Raw genomic sequence first — 20,711 nt, forward strand, 5'->3', positions numbered from 1 at the left:
CATCATCTCGCCCCTGACATAGCCCATCCGCCGGTAGCGGGCGACAACGTACCGCCTAAGCTCGTCATTCCCCGGCAAACCAATTGGTTTGCCTGAGGGCGCACGAAAGCGGCGGAGCCGCTGTAGTGCGAACCTCAGCCACTCCAATTGAAGTGGCGGGGAATCTCGATGTGTTTGGCACGATCGGAGACTCCGATGTCGAGATTCCGGGTTCGCGATACGCCGCCTGGGCGCCTCCGAATGACGAGCGTGGAGCTGGAAGACGTCAAACATTTTTTCCTATCTTCCGTTGACAACATCCCCATCAGGTTTATATTCCGCGCTGTCCTGCCCCACCGAGAGGGGCGATCGCGATCGTCACGTTCGCGGGGTGGGATGCGGTGGACGCCGGAGATGCGGCGTCACGCGGTTCATGGGGGAACGTCTGTCTTCGGGCAGGACGGATCTGCGCCAGCACTGCCACTGGCAAGGAGACGGCCGACCTTCGGATGGAAAGACTCCCTGGACAGTGTGACGGACGACCAAGTCAAAACGCGTTCGGCCAAGTGCTTTGCGGCTACCCTGTCCCTCCGCCCTGGGACATTAATTTTGGTGATGGGACCGTTCGCCATGGCAGATGTGCAAGCAACCGAAAAAACACCGCAGGCGGAACGTCGGGCAATCGCTCGGCGCCTCCGAAAGTCCTGATGCACTCCAGATTGCGGAAGACCGCATTCGCATCAGGCCCAAGGGTGCAACGGGCACCCGGCGTTCCGCACGCCCTCTCACAAGGGGGCGGGAATGCAAGCGACGACGGCGCCCCCGCGCCGCAAACAATGGGGGTGATGACGCATGTCTGAAGAGCTGTGGCTGTTTGACAGTTGAATCTGCGATGGCGCTCTGGCGCCAAAGAATCCCTCCCCCTTGCGGGGAGGGTCGGCCGATAGGCCGGGGTGGGGGTGCCACGAGCAACGCCCTCACGTGGGGCACCCCACCCGTCACGTTTGTTCGCTCCGCTCTCAAACGCGCCACCCTCCCCGCTCGCTACGCTCGGGGGAGGGAAAAGGAAGAGCGCCGCTGCTCTACAACATCAAGCCGCCACGACCTCACGTGGCTGAGTGATCGCAATATGCTGGCAATGCGCCACGGGCACCGTGCCATTGGCCACGATGATCGCATCGAGCTCGACGAACCGATGCCCCTTCTTCTCGTAATTGGCGGTCACCTTCGCCCGCGCGATCAACTCGTCATCGGTATTCGCGGTCGCCAACAACTGCATCCTGCTGCCGACGTGAATCCACGGCCCGAGCAGCGCATTGTCCACCAGCACCTTGTTCATGATCCGCTGCAGCACGCCGGGATGCACGATGCCCTCGCGCAGATACCGATCGTCGGCCTCGCGCACCTCACCCAGATATTCGGCCAATCCATCCTCCGGCCAGACCCGCGGCGCGGTGCCGAGCCACTTGTCCAGCGCGTAGGATTCGGCATTGACCGGCAGCCGCTTCGACACAGCCGCCGTATCCGGGAATTCATCCAGCGACGGCACCACCGGGAAGGCCGTCAGCGATGCGGTCCCGGCCGCACGAATCTCGCCGCCGCCCTCAACGCTCAGCGCGAGCCCCTCGCCGGCTTCCTCGGCGATCACCTCGACGGTCTCGCCGTCATAGACCGGCTTGGTGAAACGGGCCTCGATCAGGCCACGCTCCAAAAAGTCCCGTCCCCAGTGCTGCACCGGCGGATGGATCATATAGGCCAGCACGTCGACCCCCGGCACCAACCCGCCGCTGAAGCCGAATTTCCGGGCGACAGAATCGTCATGCATCTTGTTTTCGGACTGTTTGGCGGTGTTAAACGCCTCAACACGGTACGGTTCGAGCCGTTTGGTCATGATTCCTCCCGAAAACTGCGCGAAATTGAGTGTTCGCCTTGGCAGGAGATGATACCCGTCACCATGTTCGAGGCAAGGCGACGGGCGGGGAACTGTCCCGCGTCAGCGCCACATCGCCCACCCGCAAATGACTGCCTTTTCGTGGAACTTGTGCTCCCTTGACCACACGCATCTATATCGACGCCGACGCATGCCCGGTCAAAGACGAGATTTACCGCGTCGCCGCCCGCTTCAGCCTGCCCGTCAGCGTGGTCGCCGGAAACTTCATCCGGGTGCCTGACGATCCCCTGATCGAGCGGATTGCCGCAGGTTCGGGCATGGATGCGGCCGATGACTGGATTGCGGAACGCGTCCAGAAGGGCGATATCGTGATCACGGCAGACGTCCCGCTGGCCAGCCGCTGCGTCAAGGCGGGCGCCGCGGTAATTGCCCCTAATGGCAAGCCGTTCACAGAACAATCCATCGGGATGACGCTCGCGGTACGCAACCTGATGACCGATCTGCGGTCATCGGGCGAAGTCACCGGTGGTCCCAAATCATTCGCGCCGCGCGATCGCTCGGCGTTCCTGTCGGCCTTGGATCAAACCATCCGCCGCATCCAGCGCGACCCGGCCTTTGCGCCCGCGCCGAAACAAAGTTGAACTGACCTTATGGCTCCTCCGCTTATCCAGCTGAAAGACATCTTCCTGACCTTCGGCGGCACGCCGCTGCTCAACGGCGTCGAACTCTCGGTGTCGCAGGGCGAGCGCGTCTGCCTGATCGGCCGCAACGGCTCCGGCAAGTCGACGCTCCTCAAGATCGTGGCGGGGATCGTTGAAAACGACAAAGGCAGCCGCTTCGTGCAGCCCGGTGCCACCGTCCAGTATCTGCCGCAGGAGCCGGACTTCTCCGGCTATGCGACGACGCTCGCTTATGTCGAGGCCGGCATGGGCGACGGCCACAACATCTATCAGGCGCAGTATCTGCTCGAACAGCTCGGCCTCACCGGCCACGAGGATCCAAACAACCTCTCCGGCGGCGAAGCGCGCCGCACGGCGCTGGCCCGCGTGCTGGCGCCCGAGCCTGACATCCTGCTGCTCGACGAGCCCACCAACCATCTCGATCTCACGACGATCGAGTGGCTGGAAGGCGAACTGGCCAGCCGGCGCTGCGCGCTGGTGCTGATCAGCCATGACCGCCGCTTTCTCACCAATCTGTCGCGCGCCACCGCCTGGCTCGATCGCGGCCAAATCCGCCAGATCGATCGCGGCTTCTCGGCCTTCGAACAGTGGCGCGATGACGTGCTGGCGGAAGAAGAGCGCGACCAGCACAAGCTCGACCGCAAGATCGTCAATGAAGAACACTGGCTGCGCCACGGCGTCTCCGGCCGCCGCAAGCGCAACGTCAAGCGCCTCGCCGGCCTGCATGAACTGCGCGCGCAGCGCCAGGACTATCGCGGCGCCGCGGGCAACGCGACGCTCGCCGCCGCCGAGGCCGAGAAGTCCGGCAAGCTGATCTTCGAAGCGAAGAACATCTGCCGCACCTATGGTGACCGCAAGATCGTCGAGGACTTCTCGATCCGTGTACAGCGTGGCGATCGCATTGGTGTGGTCGGTCCGAACGGTGCGGGCAAGACCACGATGATCAATATGCTGACCGGCACCGAGCCGCCGGATTCAGGCACCATCCGGTTCGGCGCCAATATCGAAATGGCGACGCTGGACCAGCATCGCGAAAGCCTCAACCCGAAGACCACGCTGGCGGAGGCCCTCACCGGCGGCCGCGGCGACCACGTGATGGTCAACGGCCAGCCCAAGCATGTGGTCAGCTACATGAAGGACTTCCTGTTCTCGCAGGAGCAGATGCGCACGCCGCTCGAAGTGCTCTCCGGCGGTGAACGCGGACGTCTGATGCTCGCCCGCGCGCTGGCGAAACCATCCAATGTGCTGGTGCTGGACGAACCGACCAACGACCTCGATCTGGAAACCCTCGACGTGCTCGAGGAAATGCTCGGCGACTACGAAGGCACGGTTATCCTGATCAGCCATGACCGCGACTTCCTCGACCGCGTCGTCACCTCGGTGATCGTGCCGGAAGGCAACGGCAAGTGGATGGAATATGCCGGCGGCTATACCGACATGCTGGCGCAGCGCGGCGCCGACCTGAAGCGCGAGGCCAAGACCGAAGCCGTGGCTGCCAAGAGCAACGGCAGCAAGTCGGACTCGTCCAAGCCTGCTGCGAAGCGCAAGCTGAACTTCAAGGACAAGCACGCGCTGGAAACCCTGCCGAAGGCGATGGACAACCTGCGCTCCGAAATCGCCAAGCAGCAGCGCCATCTCGACGATCCCAACCTCTACAAGAAGGATCGCAAGAAGTTCGACACCGCGACCGCTGCGCTCTCCAAGGCGCAGAAGGAATTGCAGGACTCGGAAGAGCAATGGCTGGAGCTGGAGATGCTCCGCGAAGAAATCGAGAACGCGTAACTGTCAGTCGTCATTGCGAGCGAAGCGAAGCAATCCAGAGGCAACAAGCGAAGACTGGATTGCTTCGTCGCTTCGCTCCTCGCAATGACGGTGGAAATGCCGGAGACGACACAATGACCACCACACTCGCCGCCAAAATCTCCCGCGACTACGGCACGCCTGCCCTCGTCATCGACATGGATCGCGTCGAGCGCAACATCGCGCGCATCCAGAAGGTCTGCGATGATGCCGGCATTGCCAATCGGCCGCATATCAAGACGCATAAGAGCCCGGTCATCGCGAAGATGCAGATCGCAGCTGGCGCGAAAGGCATCACCTGCCAGAAGCTTGGTGAGGCCGAGATCATGGCCGATGCCGGGATCGACGACATCCTGATCAGCTACAATCTGCTCGGCGACGAGAAGATGGCGCGGCTCGGCGCGCTGCAGGCCAAGGCGAACGTCACCGTGGCCGCTGACAATTCCGTCGTTATCGGCGACCTGCCGAAAGCCGCTGCGCTCTCCGGCCGCGACCTCAACGTCGTCGTCGAATGCGACACCGGCCGCAAGCGCGCCGGCGTCGAGACGCCCGCCGAAGCGATTGCGCTCGCCAAGGAGATCGCCGCCTCGAAGGGCCTGACCTTCGCCGGCTTCATGCTGTACCCAACCGAAACCGGCTGGCCCGACGCACAGAAATTCTACGACGAAGCGCTGGCCGGCGTTCGCGCACTCGGTCTGGAGCCCACGATCGTCTCGACCGGCGGCACGCCAAACCTGAAGAATGTCGGCTCGCTCAAGGGCGCCACCGAACATCGCTTCGGCACTTACATCTACAACGACCGCATGCAGGTCGCCGCCGGCTCTGCCACCTGGGACGATTGCGCGCTGAATGTCTATTCGACCGTGGTCAGTCGCGCCGGCCCGGAACGCGGCATTCTCGATGCCGGCTCGAAGACACTGACGCCCGACACCGGCGGCCTGGACGGCTACGGCCTGATCCTCGAACATCCCGAAGCCAAGATCGCGCGCTTCGCCGAGGAACACGGCTTCCTCGATCTCGGACGCAGCAACACGCGTCCCAATGTCGGCGACGTCGTCCGCATCGTGCCCAACCATGTCTGCGTCGTCGTCAACATGTTCGATGAAGTGGTGATGGTGCGCGGTGACGAGATCATCGGCACGCTGCCGGTGGCCGCACGTGGGAAGCTGCGGTAACGCGACAGCGCTTACACTCGGGACCTCATCCTGAGGAGGCGCCGCTTGGCGCCGTCTCGAAGGATGGACACACATTCATGGTTCGAGACGCGCGCAAGAGCGCGCTCCTCACCATGAGGTCGGCGTTCTATCGGGGCGAAAAAGCCAGCCACCTCAAAACGCCCTCGCCCGCTGCAGCGCCTGTCGCAAACGACGCCTGCAGCAGGTAACCGCCGGTCGGCGCTTCCCAATCGAGCATCTCGCCGGCGACGAATGTGCCCGGCATACGCTTCAGCATGAAGGCGTCATCGATCTCATCGAACGAGACGCCACCCGCCGTCGAAATAGCACGCGCGATCGGCGCGACACCATTGAGCGTTACCGGCACGGCGTTGATCAAGGCAGCCAACTTCTCCGGCGGCAATGACGCCAGTTGAATGCCCTCTGGGACAGCGACTTCCTGCAGCAGCCCAACGGCCACCGGCGACAGATGGATCGCCTTGCGCAGGAAATTGGAGAAAGACTGTTTGCCACGCGATGCTGCGAGCTTCGTGGTCAACTCCTTCGCATCGAGGTCCGGTCTAAGAGCAACGCGCAGCGTCGCCTTGCCATCCGCGATGACCGCTTCGCGCAACAGAGACGACAGCGCATAGATGCCACCGCCTTCGATACCGCCACGCGTGACCATCGCCTCGCCGCGCACGCTGTGTGCACCGAACGATAGCGCAACACCCTTCAGCGGCTGACCTTCGAAACGGTCCTTGAATATCTCCGACCACGCGACCGTAAAGCCGGAATTCGCCGGACGCAGCGGCGCGATGCTCAAGCCCTTCACCGCCAGCACATCCACCCATGCGCCGTCAGAGCCGAGCCGAGGCCAGCTTGCACCGCCGAGCGCAAGAACCGCGCTCTTGCAGGCGATCGCCCGCGAGCCGTCCGGCGTTTGGAATATCAAACGCCCATCGCCGTCCCATCCTGTCCAGCGGTAACGAAAGGCAAACCGCACGCCACTCTCGTCCAGCCGCCGCAGCCACGCGCGCAGCAATGGCGATGCCTTGAAGGCCTGCGGAAACACCCGGCCGCTGGAGCCGACAAAGGTCGGCTGCCCCAGCGCCTCGCTCCAGTCGCGTAAAGCGGCCGGCGTGAAAGCCGAGACGGACGGAGCAAGCCGCGCTTCCGCCGCGCCATAGCGCTTGAGGAATTCCGGCAGCGGCTCACTATGAGTGAGATTGAGTCCGCCGCGTCCGGCCATCAGAAACTTGCGACCAGCCGATGGCATTGCGTCATAGACCGTGACGGCAGCGCCGCCACGGCTCAGAACCTCGGCCGCCATCAGCCCGGCAGGGCCGGCACCGATCACCGCAACTTGGTTCTTCACAGGCTCAGTCACGGTCTCACGCAGTTGCGAAGCCGCCGATCAGGCCTTCACGCCCAAGCGAATGGCAGCCTGCTCGACATACTTCTGGGTCTGATGGAAAGCGCCTTCCAGCGCCTTGGCCCTCGACATATCACTAATGTCCGCGAAATGCGCGGCAATCGTATCCGGGCTCCAGTCAGCTTCGGCGAAATTGACACCTTCGCTTTCGAGAATCTTGATGACCGCGAAGGAACCTGCGCCGGCGCCCATGATGGTCTTGGTCGGCGCATTCTCGCTCAGCAGATATTCGACTGCCGGCGTGATCGCTTCGGGCTTCATCAACTGCAGCGCCTGCGCTGGCAACAGTTCCTCGGTCATCCGCGTGGCTGCGGTCGGTGACACGATGTTGACGCGAATGTCCGTCTTGCGGCCTTCCTCGGCCAGCACGTTCATCAGTCCGACCATGCCGGTTTTGGCTGCGCCGTAATTGGCCTGGCCGAAATTGCCATAGAGACCGGACGACGAGGTCGTGAGCACGATGCGCCCGTAGTTCCGCGCGCGCATACCTTCCCAAACGGCCTTGCAGCAATAGAAAGTGCCGGTGAGATGCACGTCCAGCACCTTGGTGAAATCGGCGACTTCCATCTTGGCGAACGACTTGTCGCGGAGAATGCCGGCATTGGCGCACATCAGGTCGACGCTGCCCCACTCCCTGGTGGCCTTCTCGACCATCGCCTTGACCTGCTCGAAATTGGAGACATCAGCGCCATCGGCCATCGCCGTGCCGCCGGCTGCGCGGATTTCCTCGACCACGGTTTCCGCCGCCGTCAGCGAACCGCCGGTGCCATCGCGCGCGCCGCCGAAATCGTTGACCACGACCTTGGCGCCGAGCTTCGCAAGGCCCAGCGCATGGGCGCGGCCCAATCCATTGCCGGCGCCGGTGACGATGGCGACGCGGCCGTCAAATCGAATGGTCATTTGGAACTCTCCTCAATTGAAATAGACAAGGCCGAGCCAGTCGGCGACCAGCGCCGGCTTGTCCTCGCCTTCGATTTCGACACTCACGCTGGTGCGCGTGAACAATTCCTTCGGCTTGCGCAACGTCGCCTCGGTCAGCGTGAAGCGGCCGCGGATGCGCGATCCTGCTTTGACCGGCGACACGAAGCGCACTTTGTCGGTGCCGTAATTGACGCCCATGGCAACATCGGCCAGTTGCGGCAGCGCCTCATAGGAAAAGACCGAGAGCATCGACATGGTCAGGAAGCCATGAGCGATCGTCGTGCCGAATGGCGTTTCGCGCGCCCGCGCGGGATCGACATGGATGAACTGAAAATCCTCCGTCGCCGCAGCAAACGCATCGATGCGCTTCTGGTCCATGATGTGCCAGGGCGATACGCCGACTTCCTTGCCCACCATGGCGATATAGGCATCACGTTCAATCATCGCGCTCATTCAGTCTCAGTCCTCAAAATCCAGTTGCGTTGCGAGCGCAGATTCCACAGCCCACACCCTGACGCCAAGCGAAATTGTGCGCTGCAGCCATGCAAAGCGCGACAAATTACCGCTCGCCCTCTTGCGATCCTGCCGCGCGGAGTGCCTGCAATTCGGGGAAATCCTCTTCGCGAAACTCGACGCCGCGCAAGGGATCGCTGCGATCGTCGGCGTGTTCGAGCCGACGCAGGTGGACCCTGCGAATCTTGCCCGAAATCGTCTTCGGCAGCTCGGTCACGAACTCGATCCGACGTATACGTTTGAAAGGCGCCAGACGCACATGCAGATGCTGATAGATCGACAGCGCCGTCGCCTTGGACGGCGCGGTATCGCCGATCAGCAACACATAGGCCTTGGGGATGGCGAGCCGGATCGGATCGGGGCTCGGCACAATGGCGGCCTCAGCCACGGCATCGTGTTCGAGCAGGATACTCTCCAGCTCGAACGGACTGATGCGATAGTCCGAGGATTTGAACACATCGTCGGAGCGACCGACGAAAGTGAGATAGCCATCGTCATCGGAAAATACGACGTCGCCGCTGCGATAGATCTCACCGCTTGCACCGCTGACACTACCGTCTTCGGCCTGATAGCCCTGCATCAATCCTGCCGGGCGATCGACGCCAAGCACGAGACTGACCTCGCCCTCCTTCGCCGGATTGCCATCGGCATCGACAACGCGAACCTTCCAGCCCGGCAGCGGACGGCCCATGGAGCCCACCTTGACAGTCTGGCCCGGCGAATTGCCGGCCAGCGCGGTGGTCTCGGTCTGACCGTAGCCGTCGCGAATGGTGAGGCCCCAGGCCGCCTTGACCTGATCGATCACTTCCGGATTGAGCGGCTCACCAGCGCCACAGACTTCGCGCAGCGCGACCTTGAAGGTGGCAAGCTTCTCCTGAATGAAGAGCCGCCACACTGTCGGCGGTGCGCACAGTGTCGTCACGCCGCAGCGGCCGATGGTGGCAAGCAGGCCCTTGGCGTCGAAACGCGGCTGATTGACCACGAACACCGTTGCGCCGGCATTCCATGGCGCAAAGAAGCAGCTCCAGGCATGCTTGGCCCAGCCCGGTGAAGAGATGTTGAGATGCACGTCGCCCGGCTGCAGTCCGATCCAAAACATCGTCGAGAGTCCGCCGACGGGATAGCTGCGCTGGCTGTGCCGCACGAGCTTCGGCTTCGCCGTGGTGCCCGAGGTGAAATAGAGCAACATCGGATCGTCAGCCCTGGTTGGGCCATCCGGCGTGAAGATCTCGGAGAAGTCTGCTGATGTCTCGAAGGCGAGCCATCCGGCGTGAACTGACGCGGCGTTGACGACGATCTGACCAATGCCCGCGGTCTTCAAGCTGCCGAACTTGGCGACCTGGTCCTCTGCCGCCACCACGAGCTTGGCGCGGCCGCGATCGAGCCGGTCCTGCAATTCATCCGAGGTCAGCAGCGTGGTGGCAGGAATGATGACGACGCCGAGCTTGATCGCCGCCAGCATGGTCTCCCACAGCGGCACCACATTGCCGAGCAGCAGCAACAGATGATCGCCGCGCTTCAGCCCCTGCGCGCGCAGGAAATTGGCAACCTGATTGGAGCGGCGTGACAACACCTCGAACGACAGCTTCGTCTCGCGGCTGGCCGCCGCATCGACGATCCAGAGCGCGGTCCGGTCCTTGCTGACGGGATCATGGGCGAGTTCGGCGTCGAACCAGTCGAGCGCCCAGTTGAAGTCGACCGGATCGGGCCAGCGAAAGCCGGCAACGGCGGCGGCGTAGTCGGTGCGGTGTTCGAGGAGAAAGGCGCGGGCCTGCTTGAACGTGGTCATGCCGACGCTCCCGCTATTTCGGTATCAAATGCCGCAGATGATGAATGATCCCGGAAAAGTCATCGCCGCCATGACCTTCCTTCTCATAGGTCTCATAGATGCTCTCGGCATGGGCGCCGAGCGGCGTCCTGGCGCCGGCGGCCTTGGCGGCTTCCTGTGATAGCCTGAGATCCTTGAGCATCAGTGCTGCGGCAAAACCCGGCTTGTATTCATTGTTGGCCGGCGATGTCGGCACCGGTCCCGGCACCGGGCAATAGGTGGTCAGCGACCAGCACTGGCCCGACGAGGTCGAGGCCACATCGAACAGCGCCTGATGCGACAGGCCGAGTTTCTCGGCGAGCACGAAGGCTTCGCTGACGCCGATCATCGAAATGCCGAGGATCATGTTGTTGCAGATCTTGGCCGCCTGCCCCGCGCCGGCATCCCCGCAATGGACGATCTTCTTGCCCATGGCTTCGAGGACCGGCTTGGCTGACGCGAACGCCTTGGCATCGCCACCGGCCATGAAGGTCAGCGTCGCGCCCTTGGCGCCACCAGTGCCACCGGAGACCGGCGCATCGACCGACGGCAGCTTCTGCGCAGCCGCCAGTTCATGCGCCTTGCGTGCGCTTTCCACGTCGATGGTCGAGCAATCGATCATCAACGCACCCTTGGCGGCCACGGGAATGACCTCGCTCCAGACCGACACCACGTGTTTGCCGGCCGGCAGCATGGTAATGATGACCTCGGCGCCCTTCACGGCATCGACCGCCTTGTCAGCAATGGTCACGCCATCCACCCTCGCCTGCGCGCGGGACGCCTCGACGAGATCGAAGCCCGTCACCTTGTGGCCTGCCTTGACCAGGTTGGCGGCCATCGGGCCACCCATATTGCCGAGACCGATGAATGCAATGCTGGTCATGTCCTGCCCTCGTGATCGTTTGTTTGTTTTTAAAGCCTGATGAAAACGGCGAAATCCAACTTTCGTTCAGAACGCAACGCTTCAGAACGTGAGCGCAACGTCGCGCGGCGCGAGATAGCGCGCCACGATCTCCGGTGTCACGCCATTGAGATCCGGCGGCTGCCATGTCGGATTGCGGTCCTTGTCGATGATCGCCGCACGCACGCCCTCGACGAAATCCGCGCTATCGAACACTTCGAGAGCCGCGAGATATTCGCGCGACAGACATTCCTCGAGCGACTTCGACGCGCGCGCGAGCCACAGCAGCTTCAGGGTAACCTTGAGCCCCCGCGGTGATTTGTCGGACATGGCCTTGATCGTCGCCAGCGCGAAATCTGAACCGTCCTGCTCAAGCGCAGCCACAATCTCCTCGACGCTGTCATGGGCGAAAGCGCGATCGATCAGCGCACGCTGCGCCGTGACTGGACCGGTTTGTTCCGGGGCTGCAAACTTCTTGAGTGTCGTCATCACCAACGCTGCATCGGCACCTGACGACAGCTTTGTCAGCGCTTCGCGCAATGCCGGCCAATTGACGGTGTCGATCAGGACGTCCGCCATATGTGCAGCAAGCGCATCGGCACCATTTGCCGTCAGTCCGGTCAGACCGAAATACGTCCCGAGCTCGCCAGGCGCGCGCGACAACAGCCAGGTGCCACCCACGTCAGGAAAGAAGCCGAGGCCCACTTCCGGCATCGCCATCCTGGTCTTCTCGGTGACGATGCGATGGCTGGCATGGCCGGCCAGACCGACGCCGCCGCCCATCACGAAGCCATCCATATAGGCCACATAAGGCTTCGGAAATTTCGCGATCCGCGCGTTGACGATATATTCCTCGCGCCAGAAGATCTTGCCGAGATCGCCTTTGACCTTGGCGCTCTCATAGAGACCGCGGATGTCGCCACCGGCGCACAGCCCGCGCTCGCCTGCTCCTTCAAGAATGATGAGCGCAACCTTCGGATCGGCCTCAAACATATCGAGCGCCGTCGCGATCTCACGCGTCATCTCCAGCGTCAGCGCGTTCAATGCCTTCGGCCGGTTCAGCCGGATCACACCGGCCGCACCTTCCCGCGCGACGATGAGGTCGCTTGTCCCAGTTGCCACGTCCGAACTCATCGCGCGCCCTCGATCAGTTTGCGCGACACGATCAGCCGCATGATTTCATTGGTGCCTTCAAGGATCTGGTGCACGCGCAAATCGCGCACGATCTTCTCGATGCCGTATTCGGCGAGATAGCCATAGCCGCCATGCAGCTGCAGCGCGTCGTTGGCGACCTCGAAACCGATATCGGTGCCGAAGCGCTTGGCCATCGCGCAGAGCATGCCGGCATCGGCATCCTTGCGGTCGAGTGCCGCCGCCGCTCGCCACAGGAAGGTGCGTGCGGCTTCCAGTTCGGTCGCCATGTCGGCGATACGAAACTGCAGCGCCTGGAATTCGTCGAGTCGCTTGCCGAACGCCTTCCGCTCTTTCATGTAGCTCAACGACCTGTCGAGCGCAGACTGCGCGCCACCGAGCGAACACGCCGCGATGTTGAGACGACCACCGTCGAGGCCGGCCATGGCGATCTTGAACCCGATGCCCTCGTCACCGAGCCGGTTGGCGATCGGCACGCGGCAATTTTCGAAGATCACGGCGCGTGTCGATTGCGCGTTCCAGCCCATCTTGCGTTCGTTATTGCCAAAAGAGAGACCGGGCGTGCCGGCTTGAACGACGATGGTGGAGACGCCGCCGGCACCCTCGCCACCGGTGCGCACCATCACGACATAGACGTCGGTATCGCCAGCCCCGGAGATAAACTGCTTCTGGCCATTGAGGACGTAGTGATCGCCATCGACGACGGCGCGGGTGCGCAGCGCCGCCGCATCCGATCCCGAACCCGGCTCAGTCAGGCAATAGCTCGCCAGTAGCTCCATGGTGCAGAGACGCGGCAGCCACTTCCGGCGCTGTGTCTCATTCCCATAGGAGTCGATCATCCACGACGCCATGTTGTGGATCGAAATGAAGGCCGAGGTGGTCGGGCAGCCGGTCGCCAGCGCCTCGAAGATCAGCGCGGCATCGAAACGCGTCAGCGCGGAGCCACCGACATCGTCACGGATATAGATGCCGCCCATGCCGAGCAGCGCCGCCTCGCGCATCACCTCTTTCGGAAAATGCTTGTCCTCGTCCCATTTGAGCGCAAAGGGAGCGATCTTTTCCGCAGCGAATTCGCGCGCCATGTCGCGAATAGCGGTCTGTTCCTCATCGAGAGCGAATTGCATCACGCCCTTCTTGTTGATTGTTGATCAGCCGGGAAAATGAAACGGCCCGGTGCACCACCTTTGGGAGCGCCGGGCCGCTTGCGTATTCTTACTTCATCAACGGGATCGAGAACTCGGCGCCTTCCTTGACACCCGATGGCCAGCGCGCGGTCACCGTCTTGGTCTTGGTGTAGAAGCGGATAGAATCCGGACCATGCTGGTTGAGATCGCCGAAGCCGGACTTCTTCCAGCCACCGAAGGTATAATAAGCAATCGGCACCGGGATCGGCACGTTGATGCCGACCATGCCGACATTGACCTTGGCGGCGAAGTCGCGCGCAGCGTCACCGTCACGGGTGAAGATCGCAACGCCGTTGCCGTAGTCATGATCCGACGGCAGCGCGAGAGCTTCTTCGTAATCGTGGGCACGCACCACCGACAGCACGGGCCCGAAGATCTCTTCCTTGTAGATGCGCATGTCCTTGGTGACGTTGTCGAACAGACAGCCACCCATATAGAAGCCGTTCTCGTAGCCCTGCATCTTGAAGCCGCGGCCATCGACGGCGAGCGTGGCGCCTTCCTTGATGCCGATATCGACATAGTTCTTGACGCGGTCGACGGCTTCCTTGGTCACCAGCGGACCGAAGTCAGCCGAGGGATCCACGGAGGTGCCGATCTTCAGGCTCTCGACGCGCGGGATGAGCTTTTCCATCAGACGGTCGGCCGTGGTCTTGCCAACAGGCACGGCCACCGAGATCGCCATGCAGCGCTCGCCAGCCGAGCCGTAGCCGGCACCGATCAGCGCATCGACGGTCTGGTCCATATCCGCATCGGGCATGATGATGGCGTGGTTCTTCGCTCCACCGAAGCACTGGGCGCGTTTGCCGGTCGCCGCAGCGCGCTCGTAGATGTACTGGGCGATCGGCGACGAGCCGACAAAGCCGACAGCCTTGATGTCTTCGTCGTCGAGGATTGCGTCGACGGCTTCCTTGTCGCCATTGACGACGTTCAGAATGCCCGGCGGCAGACCGGCTTCGATCATCAGTGCGGCGAGCATCATCGGCACGCCCGGATCGCGCTCCGAGGGCTTCAGGATGAAGGCGTTGCCGCAGGCGATGGCCGGACCGAATTTCCACATCGGGATCATCGCCGGGAAGTTGAACGGCGTGATGCCCGCGACGACACCGAGCGACTGGCGCATCGAATAGATGTCGATGCCGGGACCTGCGCCTTCGGTGTATTCGCCCTTCATCAGATGCGGAATGCCGCAGGCGAATTCGATCACCTCCAAGCCGCGTTGGATATCGCCCTTGGCGTCCGGCACAGTCTTGCCATGCTCACGCGCCAGGCAATCGGCCAGCTTGTCGTAGTCGCGATTGGCGAGTTCGAGGAATTTCATCAGCACGCGGGCGCGGCGCTGTGGATTGGTGTTGCCCCAGGCGACCTGCGCCTCGGCGGCATTGAGCACCGCGGCGCGCATCTCAGCCTTGCTGGCCAGCGCAACCTTGGCCTGAACTTCGCCAGTCATCGGCTCGAAAACGTCGGCGAAACGCCCCGACTTGCCCTCGACCTCACGGCCGCCGATGAAATGTCCAATCGTGCGCATGCGTTTCCTCCTGGAAGCCAAATTTGGCCCGATGTTGATCAGGCTTTATGGCGTTTGGAAAGGCCCTGCACGCGCGGCGGATTTGCGAAATTGCAGGCTCGCTGCAGTTTCGCCCTGTCAGAATGTCACCGCCGCGACAATGTCGCAGGCAGTGCGCCGATTATCAATTCTTGGCGGCAGATACGGCCTTGGTTGCCGCCTTCTTTGCAGTCGGCTTTCTAGCCCCACTCTTGGGAGCCTCAGCCTTGGACGCTGTCGGCTTCGGCGCTGCAGCACGGCCCAGCACGGCCTCGCGGCCAGCGCTCAAAAGCTCCTCGGACAACTCGCCATTGCCGGCGGCGCGGGCGAGCACGATGGTGCCCATCATGGTGGCAAGCGCCGCCATCGCCTGTCTGCGCGCCGATTTGCTCGGTCCGCCATGAAACTGCTCGGACATCATCTCGATCATCTGATCGAGCTTGGCGGCAAACACCTTGCGCGTTTTGGGGCTCTCGCGCGCGATCTCAGCGCCCAGCGCCGGGACGGCACAGCCATGACCTGGGTTGTCGCGGTGCTGCGGCGACAGGTAAGAATCCACGATCGTGGCCAGGCGCTGATCCGGCGCCGCCTGCCCAGCCAACTGACGCCAGCGATCGGTCGACCGATCCATTGCATAGGCAAAGGCTTCGATCACCAGTGCCTCGCGCGAATCGAAATGCGCGTAGAAGCCGCCGTGGGTGAGACCCGCGTCTTTCATGAGGTCGGCCACGCCGATGCCATGCGCGCCCTTTTCGCGTAGACGCACGGAAGCCTTCTTCACGATCCGCGCATGCGTCTCGAGCTTGTGTTCCTTGGAATAACGCATCAGCGGCCCATTCAAGACAAATAGATGATGTCGATCATATTACTCGCACCGGTCCACACGCGCAACGCACACCTGGCCGCAGGTCTTGACAACACCGCCGTTTGACGCGGAATTGATAGGAGCAAGACCGGCGATCCGCGCCGGCCCAAGGGAATGCCAAGGGACGAGACGATTTCATGCATATGCTCAATCCCCATTGCGGTGTCGAACGTGACCCGCGAGGTATAGTTCGGCTGACGATCTGCAACGCCGGCTCACTCAATATTCTCAATTCAGCCGCAATCAAGGGCGTTCGCGAGGGCATCGAGGTATTGGCCACGGAACGCGCCATTCGCGCGCTTGTCATCGCCGGCCAGAGCGAAAAGAGCATGATTGGCGGCGCCGACATCAAGGAAATGGCGACGCTGGATCAGGCCTCCGCCGAGAAGTTCATTTCCGGCTTGCGCGATCTCTGCGAAGCCGCCCGCGCTTTTCCCGCGCCTGTGATCGCCCGCATCCCCGGCTGGTGCCTTGGCGGCGGCCTCGAATTTGCTGCCGCCTGCGATTTCCGTATCGCTTCGCATGATTCCAAATACGCCATGCCCGAGGTTAGGGTCGGTATCCCCTCGGTGATTCACGCTGCCCTCTTGCCGCGCCTGATCGGTTGGGGCCGTGCCCGCTGGCTGATCATGACCGCCGCCACCATCGATGCACCGACCGCGCTCAATTGGGGTCTGGTCGATGTGGTTGCGGCCGAAGGCGCGCTTGATGCCGAAGTTGAAAAGACGATCGAAGCCATACTCGAGTGTGGACCCGAGGCCATGCGGTCGCAAAAAGCCCTGCTGAAACAGTGGGAAGAGCTGCCGCTGAAAGAATCCGTCAATCTCAGCGTCGGCGTGTTCGGCGAGGCCTATCTGACCGGCGAGCCGCAGCGACTGATGCAGGGTTTCATCAACCGCAAACGCTAGCAGCTCGACCTCACGAGAATTTTGCACAGGCCGGCATTGCGTATCTTGCAGCGCATCATATGATGAGTGTCATCCAAATGACCCGCGCTTGCGCGAAGGAGCCTCCATCATGTCCGCAGCTTCAGATCCGGTCGTCATCGTCTCGGCCACCCGCACTCCGCTCGGCCGCTTCCAGGGCGAACTATCGCCCTTCTCCGGCCACAAGCTCGGCAGCCACGTCATCGGTGCCGCCGTGGCACGCGCGAAACTGACACCCGAGCGCATCGACGAAGTCTTCATGGGCTGCGTACTTCCCGCCGGCCAGGGTCAGGCGCCCGCCCGCCAGGCCGCCCGAGGTGCCAAGCTGCCGGATGCCACGGGGGCCACGACGATTAACAAGGTCTGCGGCTCCGGCATGAAGGCGACCATGCTTGCCCACGACATCATCCATGCCGGCTCGGCGGAGATCATCGTCTCCGGCGGCATGGAGAGCATGACCAATGCGCCCTATTTGCTGCAGAAGGCACGCGGCGGTTACCGCGTCGGCCATGATCGCATCATCGATCACATGCTGATGGATGGGCTTGAGGATGCCTATGAGGTCGGTCGCTCGATGGGTGACTTCGGCGAAGCCACCGCTGAGGCCTATCAGTTCACGCGTGGAGATCAGGACGCCTATGCGATCGAGACGCTGACCCGCGCGCGCAAGGCGGTGGAGAGCGGCGCCTTCAAGGCGGAGATCACGCCACTGACCGTCGTCGAGAAGTCCGGAGCTCGCGAGATCGCCAATGACGAACATCCGCTGAAGGTCGATCCCGCCAAGATCCCGAACCTCAAACCAGCCTTCCGCAGCAACGGCACTATCACGCCCGCTGCTTCGTCCGCCAATGCCGATGGCGCTGCTGCCCTGGTGCTCGCCAAGCGTTCCCTCGTGGATCGTGAGGGCCTGCCCGCGCTGGCCGTGATCCATGGCCACGCCACGCACAGCCAGGAACCGCAATGGTTCACGACTGCGCCCATTCCGGCAATCCGCAAACTGCTCGACAAGGTCGGCTGGAGCGTCGGCGATGTCGATCTGTTCGAAATCAACGAGGCCTTTGCCGTGGTGCCGATGGCCGCGCAACGCGACCTTGGAATTCCCCGCGAAAAACTGAACGTCAATGGCGGCGCCTGCGCGCTGGGCCACCCCATCGGCGCCACCGGCGCGCGGCTGATCGTGACGCTGCTGCATGCACTGGAAGCCAGAGGCCTGAAACGCGGCGTCGCGGCACTGTGCATCGGCGGCGGCGAAGCCACCGCGATTGCCATCGAACGCATCGTTCGCTGAACCGCCTTTCCCAGATATGATCGTCGCGGCGATGGTCGTCGCGACGCCTTTTCTCATTGATTGCAGGAAACCCGATGATTTCCGGATGGCTCTCGACTGCCCTCGCCCGCCGCAATATCCATTACGGATGGGCGATGATCGCCGTAACCTTCGTGACGGCGCTGGTCAGCGCTGCCGCGGTTGGCGCGCCCGGCGTGTTCATCGTGCCGCTGCAGAAGGAATTCGGCTGGAGCACCGCGGAGATTTCCTCCGCCATGTCGATCCGCTTCGTGCTGTTCGGCCTGATGGCGCCGTTCGCCGCGGCGCTGATGAACCGTTATGGGTTGCGTAACGTCACGCTGATTGCCCTGCTCGTCGTTGCTGCAAGCCTCATATTGTCGCTTGGGATGACGCAGGTCTGGCAGTTGATGGCGCTCTGGGGCGTCGCCGTTGGTATCGGCACCGGCATGACGGCGCTGGTGCTCGGCGCCACCGTTGCAGCGCGCTGGTTCAGCGCACGCCGTGGCCTCGTCGTGGGTATCCTCACCGCGAGCGCGGCCACCGGTCAGCTGATCTTTCTGCCGATCCTCGCCAGCATCACCGAGCACAGCAACTGGCGCTGGGCACTGGCGCTGATGTGCGTGATGCTGGCCATAGCCGCGCTCGGGGTGCTGCTGGTGATGCGGGACCGTCCCAGCGACATCGGCATTCGCCCCTATGGCGACACCAGCACCGAACCGCTGGCCGTTCCGCCACCGAACACCTCGCCGATCATGGCGGCAGCACTCGGTGCCCTGCGCGATGCTGCCCAGACCAAAGTTTTCTGGATCCTGTTCGCAACCTTCTTCATCTGCGGCGCCAGCACCAACGGACTGGTTCAGGTTCACCTGATCCCGATGTGCCTCGACTTCGGCATCCCACAGATTCAGGCGGCCGGCCTGCTTGCGGCCATGGGCGTGTTCGATTTCGTCGGTACCATCGCGTCGGGCTGGCTGTCTGACCGGTATGACAATCGTTACCTGCTGTTCTGGTACTATGGCCTGCGCGGCCTCTCGCTGCTGGCGCTGCCGTTTACCGACTTCTCGTTCTATGGCCTGTCGCTATTCGCGCTGTTCTACGGCCTGGACTGGATCGCCACCGTGCCGCCCACCGTGCGGCTTACAGCGTCGAAGTTTGGACCTGAACGCGCGGGTCTGGTATTCGGCTGGATCTTCGCCGGTCATCAACTGGGCGCAGCAACGGCGGCATTCGGCGCTGGCCTGTCGCGCACGGTACTGCTCAGCTATCTGCCTGCCTTTTTCGCGGCAGGTGCGCTATGTATTATTGCAGCGCTGATCGTGCTGGCGATTTCAAAAGACAAGAAGGTCGCGACCGCCTGATCCCCGTAGGATTCAGGCTGCTCGCCACTCATATCAGAATGGGAATACATCATGCGCCGCGTTGTCATTACGGGGATGGGAGCGGTGTCGCCGCTCGGTTGCGGCGTCGAGATCAACTGGTCCCGGTTGCTCGCCGGTCAATCCGGTCTCCGCCTGTTGCCGGAAGCCATGACCGCTGATCTCGCCGCCAAGGTCGGTGGCCAGGTACCTGACATCGCCAACGATCCGGAAGGCGGTTTCGATCCCGACAAGGCGGCGCCGCGCAAGGACCAGAAGAAGATGGATCGCTTCATCCTGTTTGCGCTGATGGCTGCCGATGAAGCCATCGCGCAAGCCGGCTGGCTGCCGAAGGATGCGCGAGAACGCCAACGCACCGCCACGATCGTCGCCTCCGGCATCGGCGGCTTTCCGGCGATTGCCGACGCGGTCCGCACCACCGACACCAAGGGCATCCGCCGGCTGTCACCGTTCACCGTGCCCTCGTTCCTGGTCAATCTCGCCGCCGGTCACATCTCGATCCGCTACGGCTTCGAAGGCGCTCTCGGCGCACCCGTAACAGCTTGCGCCGCCGGTGTGCAGGCGATCGGTGACGCTACACGTCTCATTCGCTCCGGCGAAGCGGACGTCGCCATCGCCGGAGGTGCCGAAGCCTGCATCGACCGCGTCAGTCTCGGCGGCTTCGCCGCCGCTCGCGCGCTCTCCACCGACTTCGTCGCCAATCCGGAGCGCGCCTCGCGCCCATTCGATCGCGACCGCGACGGCTTTGTCATGGGCGAAGGTGCCGGCATCGTGGTGCTCGAGGAACGCGACCATGCCCTGGCACGCGGCGCGAAACCGATTGCCGAACTGATCGGCTACGGTACGACCTCCGATGCGTTCCATATGACAGCCGGCCGCGAGGACGGTGATGGCGCCAGGCGCGCGATGGATATCGCTCTGGCACAGGCCAACATCACGCCTGCCGACGTCCAGCATCTGAACGCCCATGCCACATCGACGCCGGTCGGCGATCACGGCGAGCTCGAAGCGATCAAGTCGATCTTTGGGACAAACGGCAGCGTCGCTGTGAGCTCGACCAAATCCGCCACGGGCCACCTGCTCGGTGCAGCCGGAGGGCTTGAGGCGGTCTATGCGATCCTCGCGCTGCGTGACCAGATCGCTCCGGCCACGCTCAATCTCGAAAATCCCGATCCGTCTGCCGACGGCATCGATCTGATCCGTGGCAAGGCTCGGCCGATGGCCATGGAGCACGTGCTCTCGAATGGCTTCGGCTTCGGCGGCGTCAACGCCAGCGTGCTACTGCGGCGAATATAG

General features: G+C 62.9%; 17 protein-coding genes. 7 read left to right on the plus strand and 10 right to left on the minus strand.

Features of this window, described 5'->3' with window-relative positions; translation table 11 throughout:
• Positions 1-1,069: 1,069 nt before the first annotated feature.
• Positions 1,070-1,870 (minus strand): hypothetical protein, encoded by an 801-nt coding sequence (locus AC1DUY_RS03915; RefSeq protein WP_478112339.1) that lies wholly within the window; start codon positions 1,868-1,870, stop codon positions 1,070-1,072.
• 158 nt (positions 1,871-2,028) lie between these two features.
• On the opposite strand from AC1DUY_RS03915, the gene AC1DUY_RS03920 reads away from it, so the two are divergent.
• From AC1DUY_RS03920 to AC1DUY_RS03930, 3 genes are all read left to right on the plus strand, one after another.
• A complete protein-coding gene (locus AC1DUY_RS03920) occupies positions 2,029-2,511 on the plus strand; it encodes a YaiI/YqxD family protein (RefSeq protein WP_068730712.1) in 483 nt (160 codons plus the stop codon).
• A gap of 9 nt (positions 2,512-2,520) precedes the next feature.
• Positions 2,521-4,332 (plus strand): ABC-F family ATP-binding cassette domain-containing protein, encoded by a 1,812-nt coding sequence (locus AC1DUY_RS03925; RefSeq protein WP_478112341.1) that lies wholly within the window; start codon positions 2,521-2,523, stop codon positions 4,330-4,332.
• A gap of 113 nt (positions 4,333-4,445) precedes the next feature.
• Positions 4,446-5,525 (plus strand): D-TA family PLP-dependent enzyme, encoded by a 1,080-nt coding sequence (locus AC1DUY_RS03930; RefSeq protein WP_478112343.1) that lies wholly within the window; start codon positions 4,446-4,448, stop codon positions 5,523-5,525.
• A gap of 127 nt (positions 5,526-5,652) precedes the next feature.
• Here the strand turns inward: AC1DUY_RS03930 and AC1DUY_RS03935 are convergent, their stop codons facing one another.
• From AC1DUY_RS03935 to AC1DUY_RS03975, 9 genes are all read right to left on the minus strand, one after another.
• Positions 5,653-6,882, minus strand: coding sequence for a BaiN/RdsA family NAD(P)/FAD-dependent oxidoreductase (locus AC1DUY_RS03935; protein WP_478112345.1), 1,230 nt, complete (start codon positions 6,880-6,882; stop codon positions 5,653-5,655).
• Positions 6,883-6,921: 39 nt separating this feature from the next.
• Positions 6,922-7,839, minus strand: a complete 918-nt coding sequence (locus AC1DUY_RS03940; protein ID WP_478112347.1) for an SDR family NAD(P)-dependent oxidoreductase — start codon at positions 7,837-7,839, stop codon at positions 6,922-6,924.
• 12 nt (positions 7,840-7,851) lie between these two features.
• Positions 7,852-8,313 carry a MaoC family dehydratase gene (locus tag AC1DUY_RS03945; protein WP_320443946.1) on the minus strand — a complete coding sequence of 154 codons (462 nt, stop codon included), beginning with the start codon at positions 8,311-8,313 and terminating at the stop codon, positions 7,852-7,854.
• Between the two features lie 106 nt (positions 8,314-8,419).
• Complete coding sequence (locus tag AC1DUY_RS03950; RefSeq protein ID WP_478112349.1) at positions 8,420-10,162, minus strand: AMP-binding protein; 1,743 nt, start codon at positions 10,160-10,162, stop codon at positions 8,420-8,422.
• A 13-nt stretch (positions 10,163-10,175) separates the two neighbouring features.
• Positions 10,176-11,063 carry a 3-hydroxyisobutyrate dehydrogenase gene (gene mmsB / locus AC1DUY_RS03955; RefSeq protein WP_478112351.1) on the minus strand — a complete coding sequence of 296 codons (888 nt, stop codon included), beginning with the start codon at positions 11,061-11,063 and terminating at the stop codon, positions 10,176-10,178.
• A gap of 81 nt (positions 11,064-11,144) precedes the next feature.
• Positions 11,145-12,215 carry an enoyl-CoA hydratase/isomerase family protein gene (locus tag AC1DUY_RS03960; RefSeq protein ID WP_478112353.1) on the minus strand — a complete coding sequence of 357 codons (1,071 nt, stop codon included), beginning with the start codon at positions 12,213-12,215 and terminating at the stop codon, positions 11,145-11,147.
• Positions 12,212-13,357: an isobutyryl-CoA dehydrogenase gene (locus tag AC1DUY_RS03965; RefSeq protein WP_478112355.1), complete on the minus strand. Its 1,146-nt coding sequence runs from the start codon at positions 13,355-13,357 to the stop codon at positions 12,212-12,214. Before AC1DUY_RS03965 ends, AC1DUY_RS03960 begins: the two co-directional genes overlap by 4 nt.
• 88 nt (positions 13,358-13,445) lie before the next feature.
• Positions 13,446-14,942 (minus strand): CoA-acylating methylmalonate-semialdehyde dehydrogenase, encoded by a 1,497-nt coding sequence (locus tag AC1DUY_RS03970; RefSeq protein ID WP_120290210.1) that lies wholly within the window; start codon positions 14,940-14,942, stop codon positions 13,446-13,448.
• Positions 14,943-15,105: 163 nt separating this feature from the next.
• Positions 15,106-15,786, minus strand: coding sequence for a TetR/AcrR family transcriptional regulator (locus AC1DUY_RS03975; RefSeq protein WP_441277084.1), 681 nt, complete (start codon positions 15,784-15,786; stop codon positions 15,106-15,108).
• 176 nt (positions 15,787-15,962) lie between these two features.
• On the opposite strand from AC1DUY_RS03975, the gene AC1DUY_RS03980 reads away from it, so the two are divergent.
• The 4 genes from AC1DUY_RS03980 (at position 15,963) to fabF (ending at position 20,711) form a co-directional block, all read left to right on the plus strand.
• Positions 15,963-16,733 carry an enoyl-CoA hydratase gene (locus AC1DUY_RS03980; protein ID WP_089267272.1) on the plus strand — a complete coding sequence of 257 codons (771 nt, stop codon included), beginning with the start codon at positions 15,963-15,965 and terminating at the stop codon, positions 16,731-16,733.
• Between the two features lie 109 nt (positions 16,734-16,842).
• A complete protein-coding gene (locus AC1DUY_RS03985; protein ID WP_478112358.1) occupies positions 16,843-18,039 on the plus strand; it encodes an acetyl-CoA C-acyltransferase in 1,197 nt (398 codons plus the stop codon).
• A 74-nt stretch (positions 18,040-18,113) separates the two neighbouring features.
• Positions 18,114-19,397 carry an MFS transporter gene (locus AC1DUY_RS03990; RefSeq protein WP_175366060.1) on the plus strand — a complete coding sequence of 428 codons (1,284 nt, stop codon included), beginning with the start codon at positions 18,114-18,116 and terminating at the stop codon, positions 19,395-19,397.
• Between the two features lie 51 nt (positions 19,398-19,448).
• Positions 19,449-20,711: a beta-ketoacyl-ACP synthase II gene (gene fabF, locus AC1DUY_RS03995; protein ID WP_478112360.1), complete on the plus strand. Its 1,263-nt coding sequence runs from the start codon at positions 19,449-19,451 to the stop codon at positions 20,709-20,711.

It is taken from the genome of Tardiphaga sp. P4_G1 (assembly GCF_056401215.1).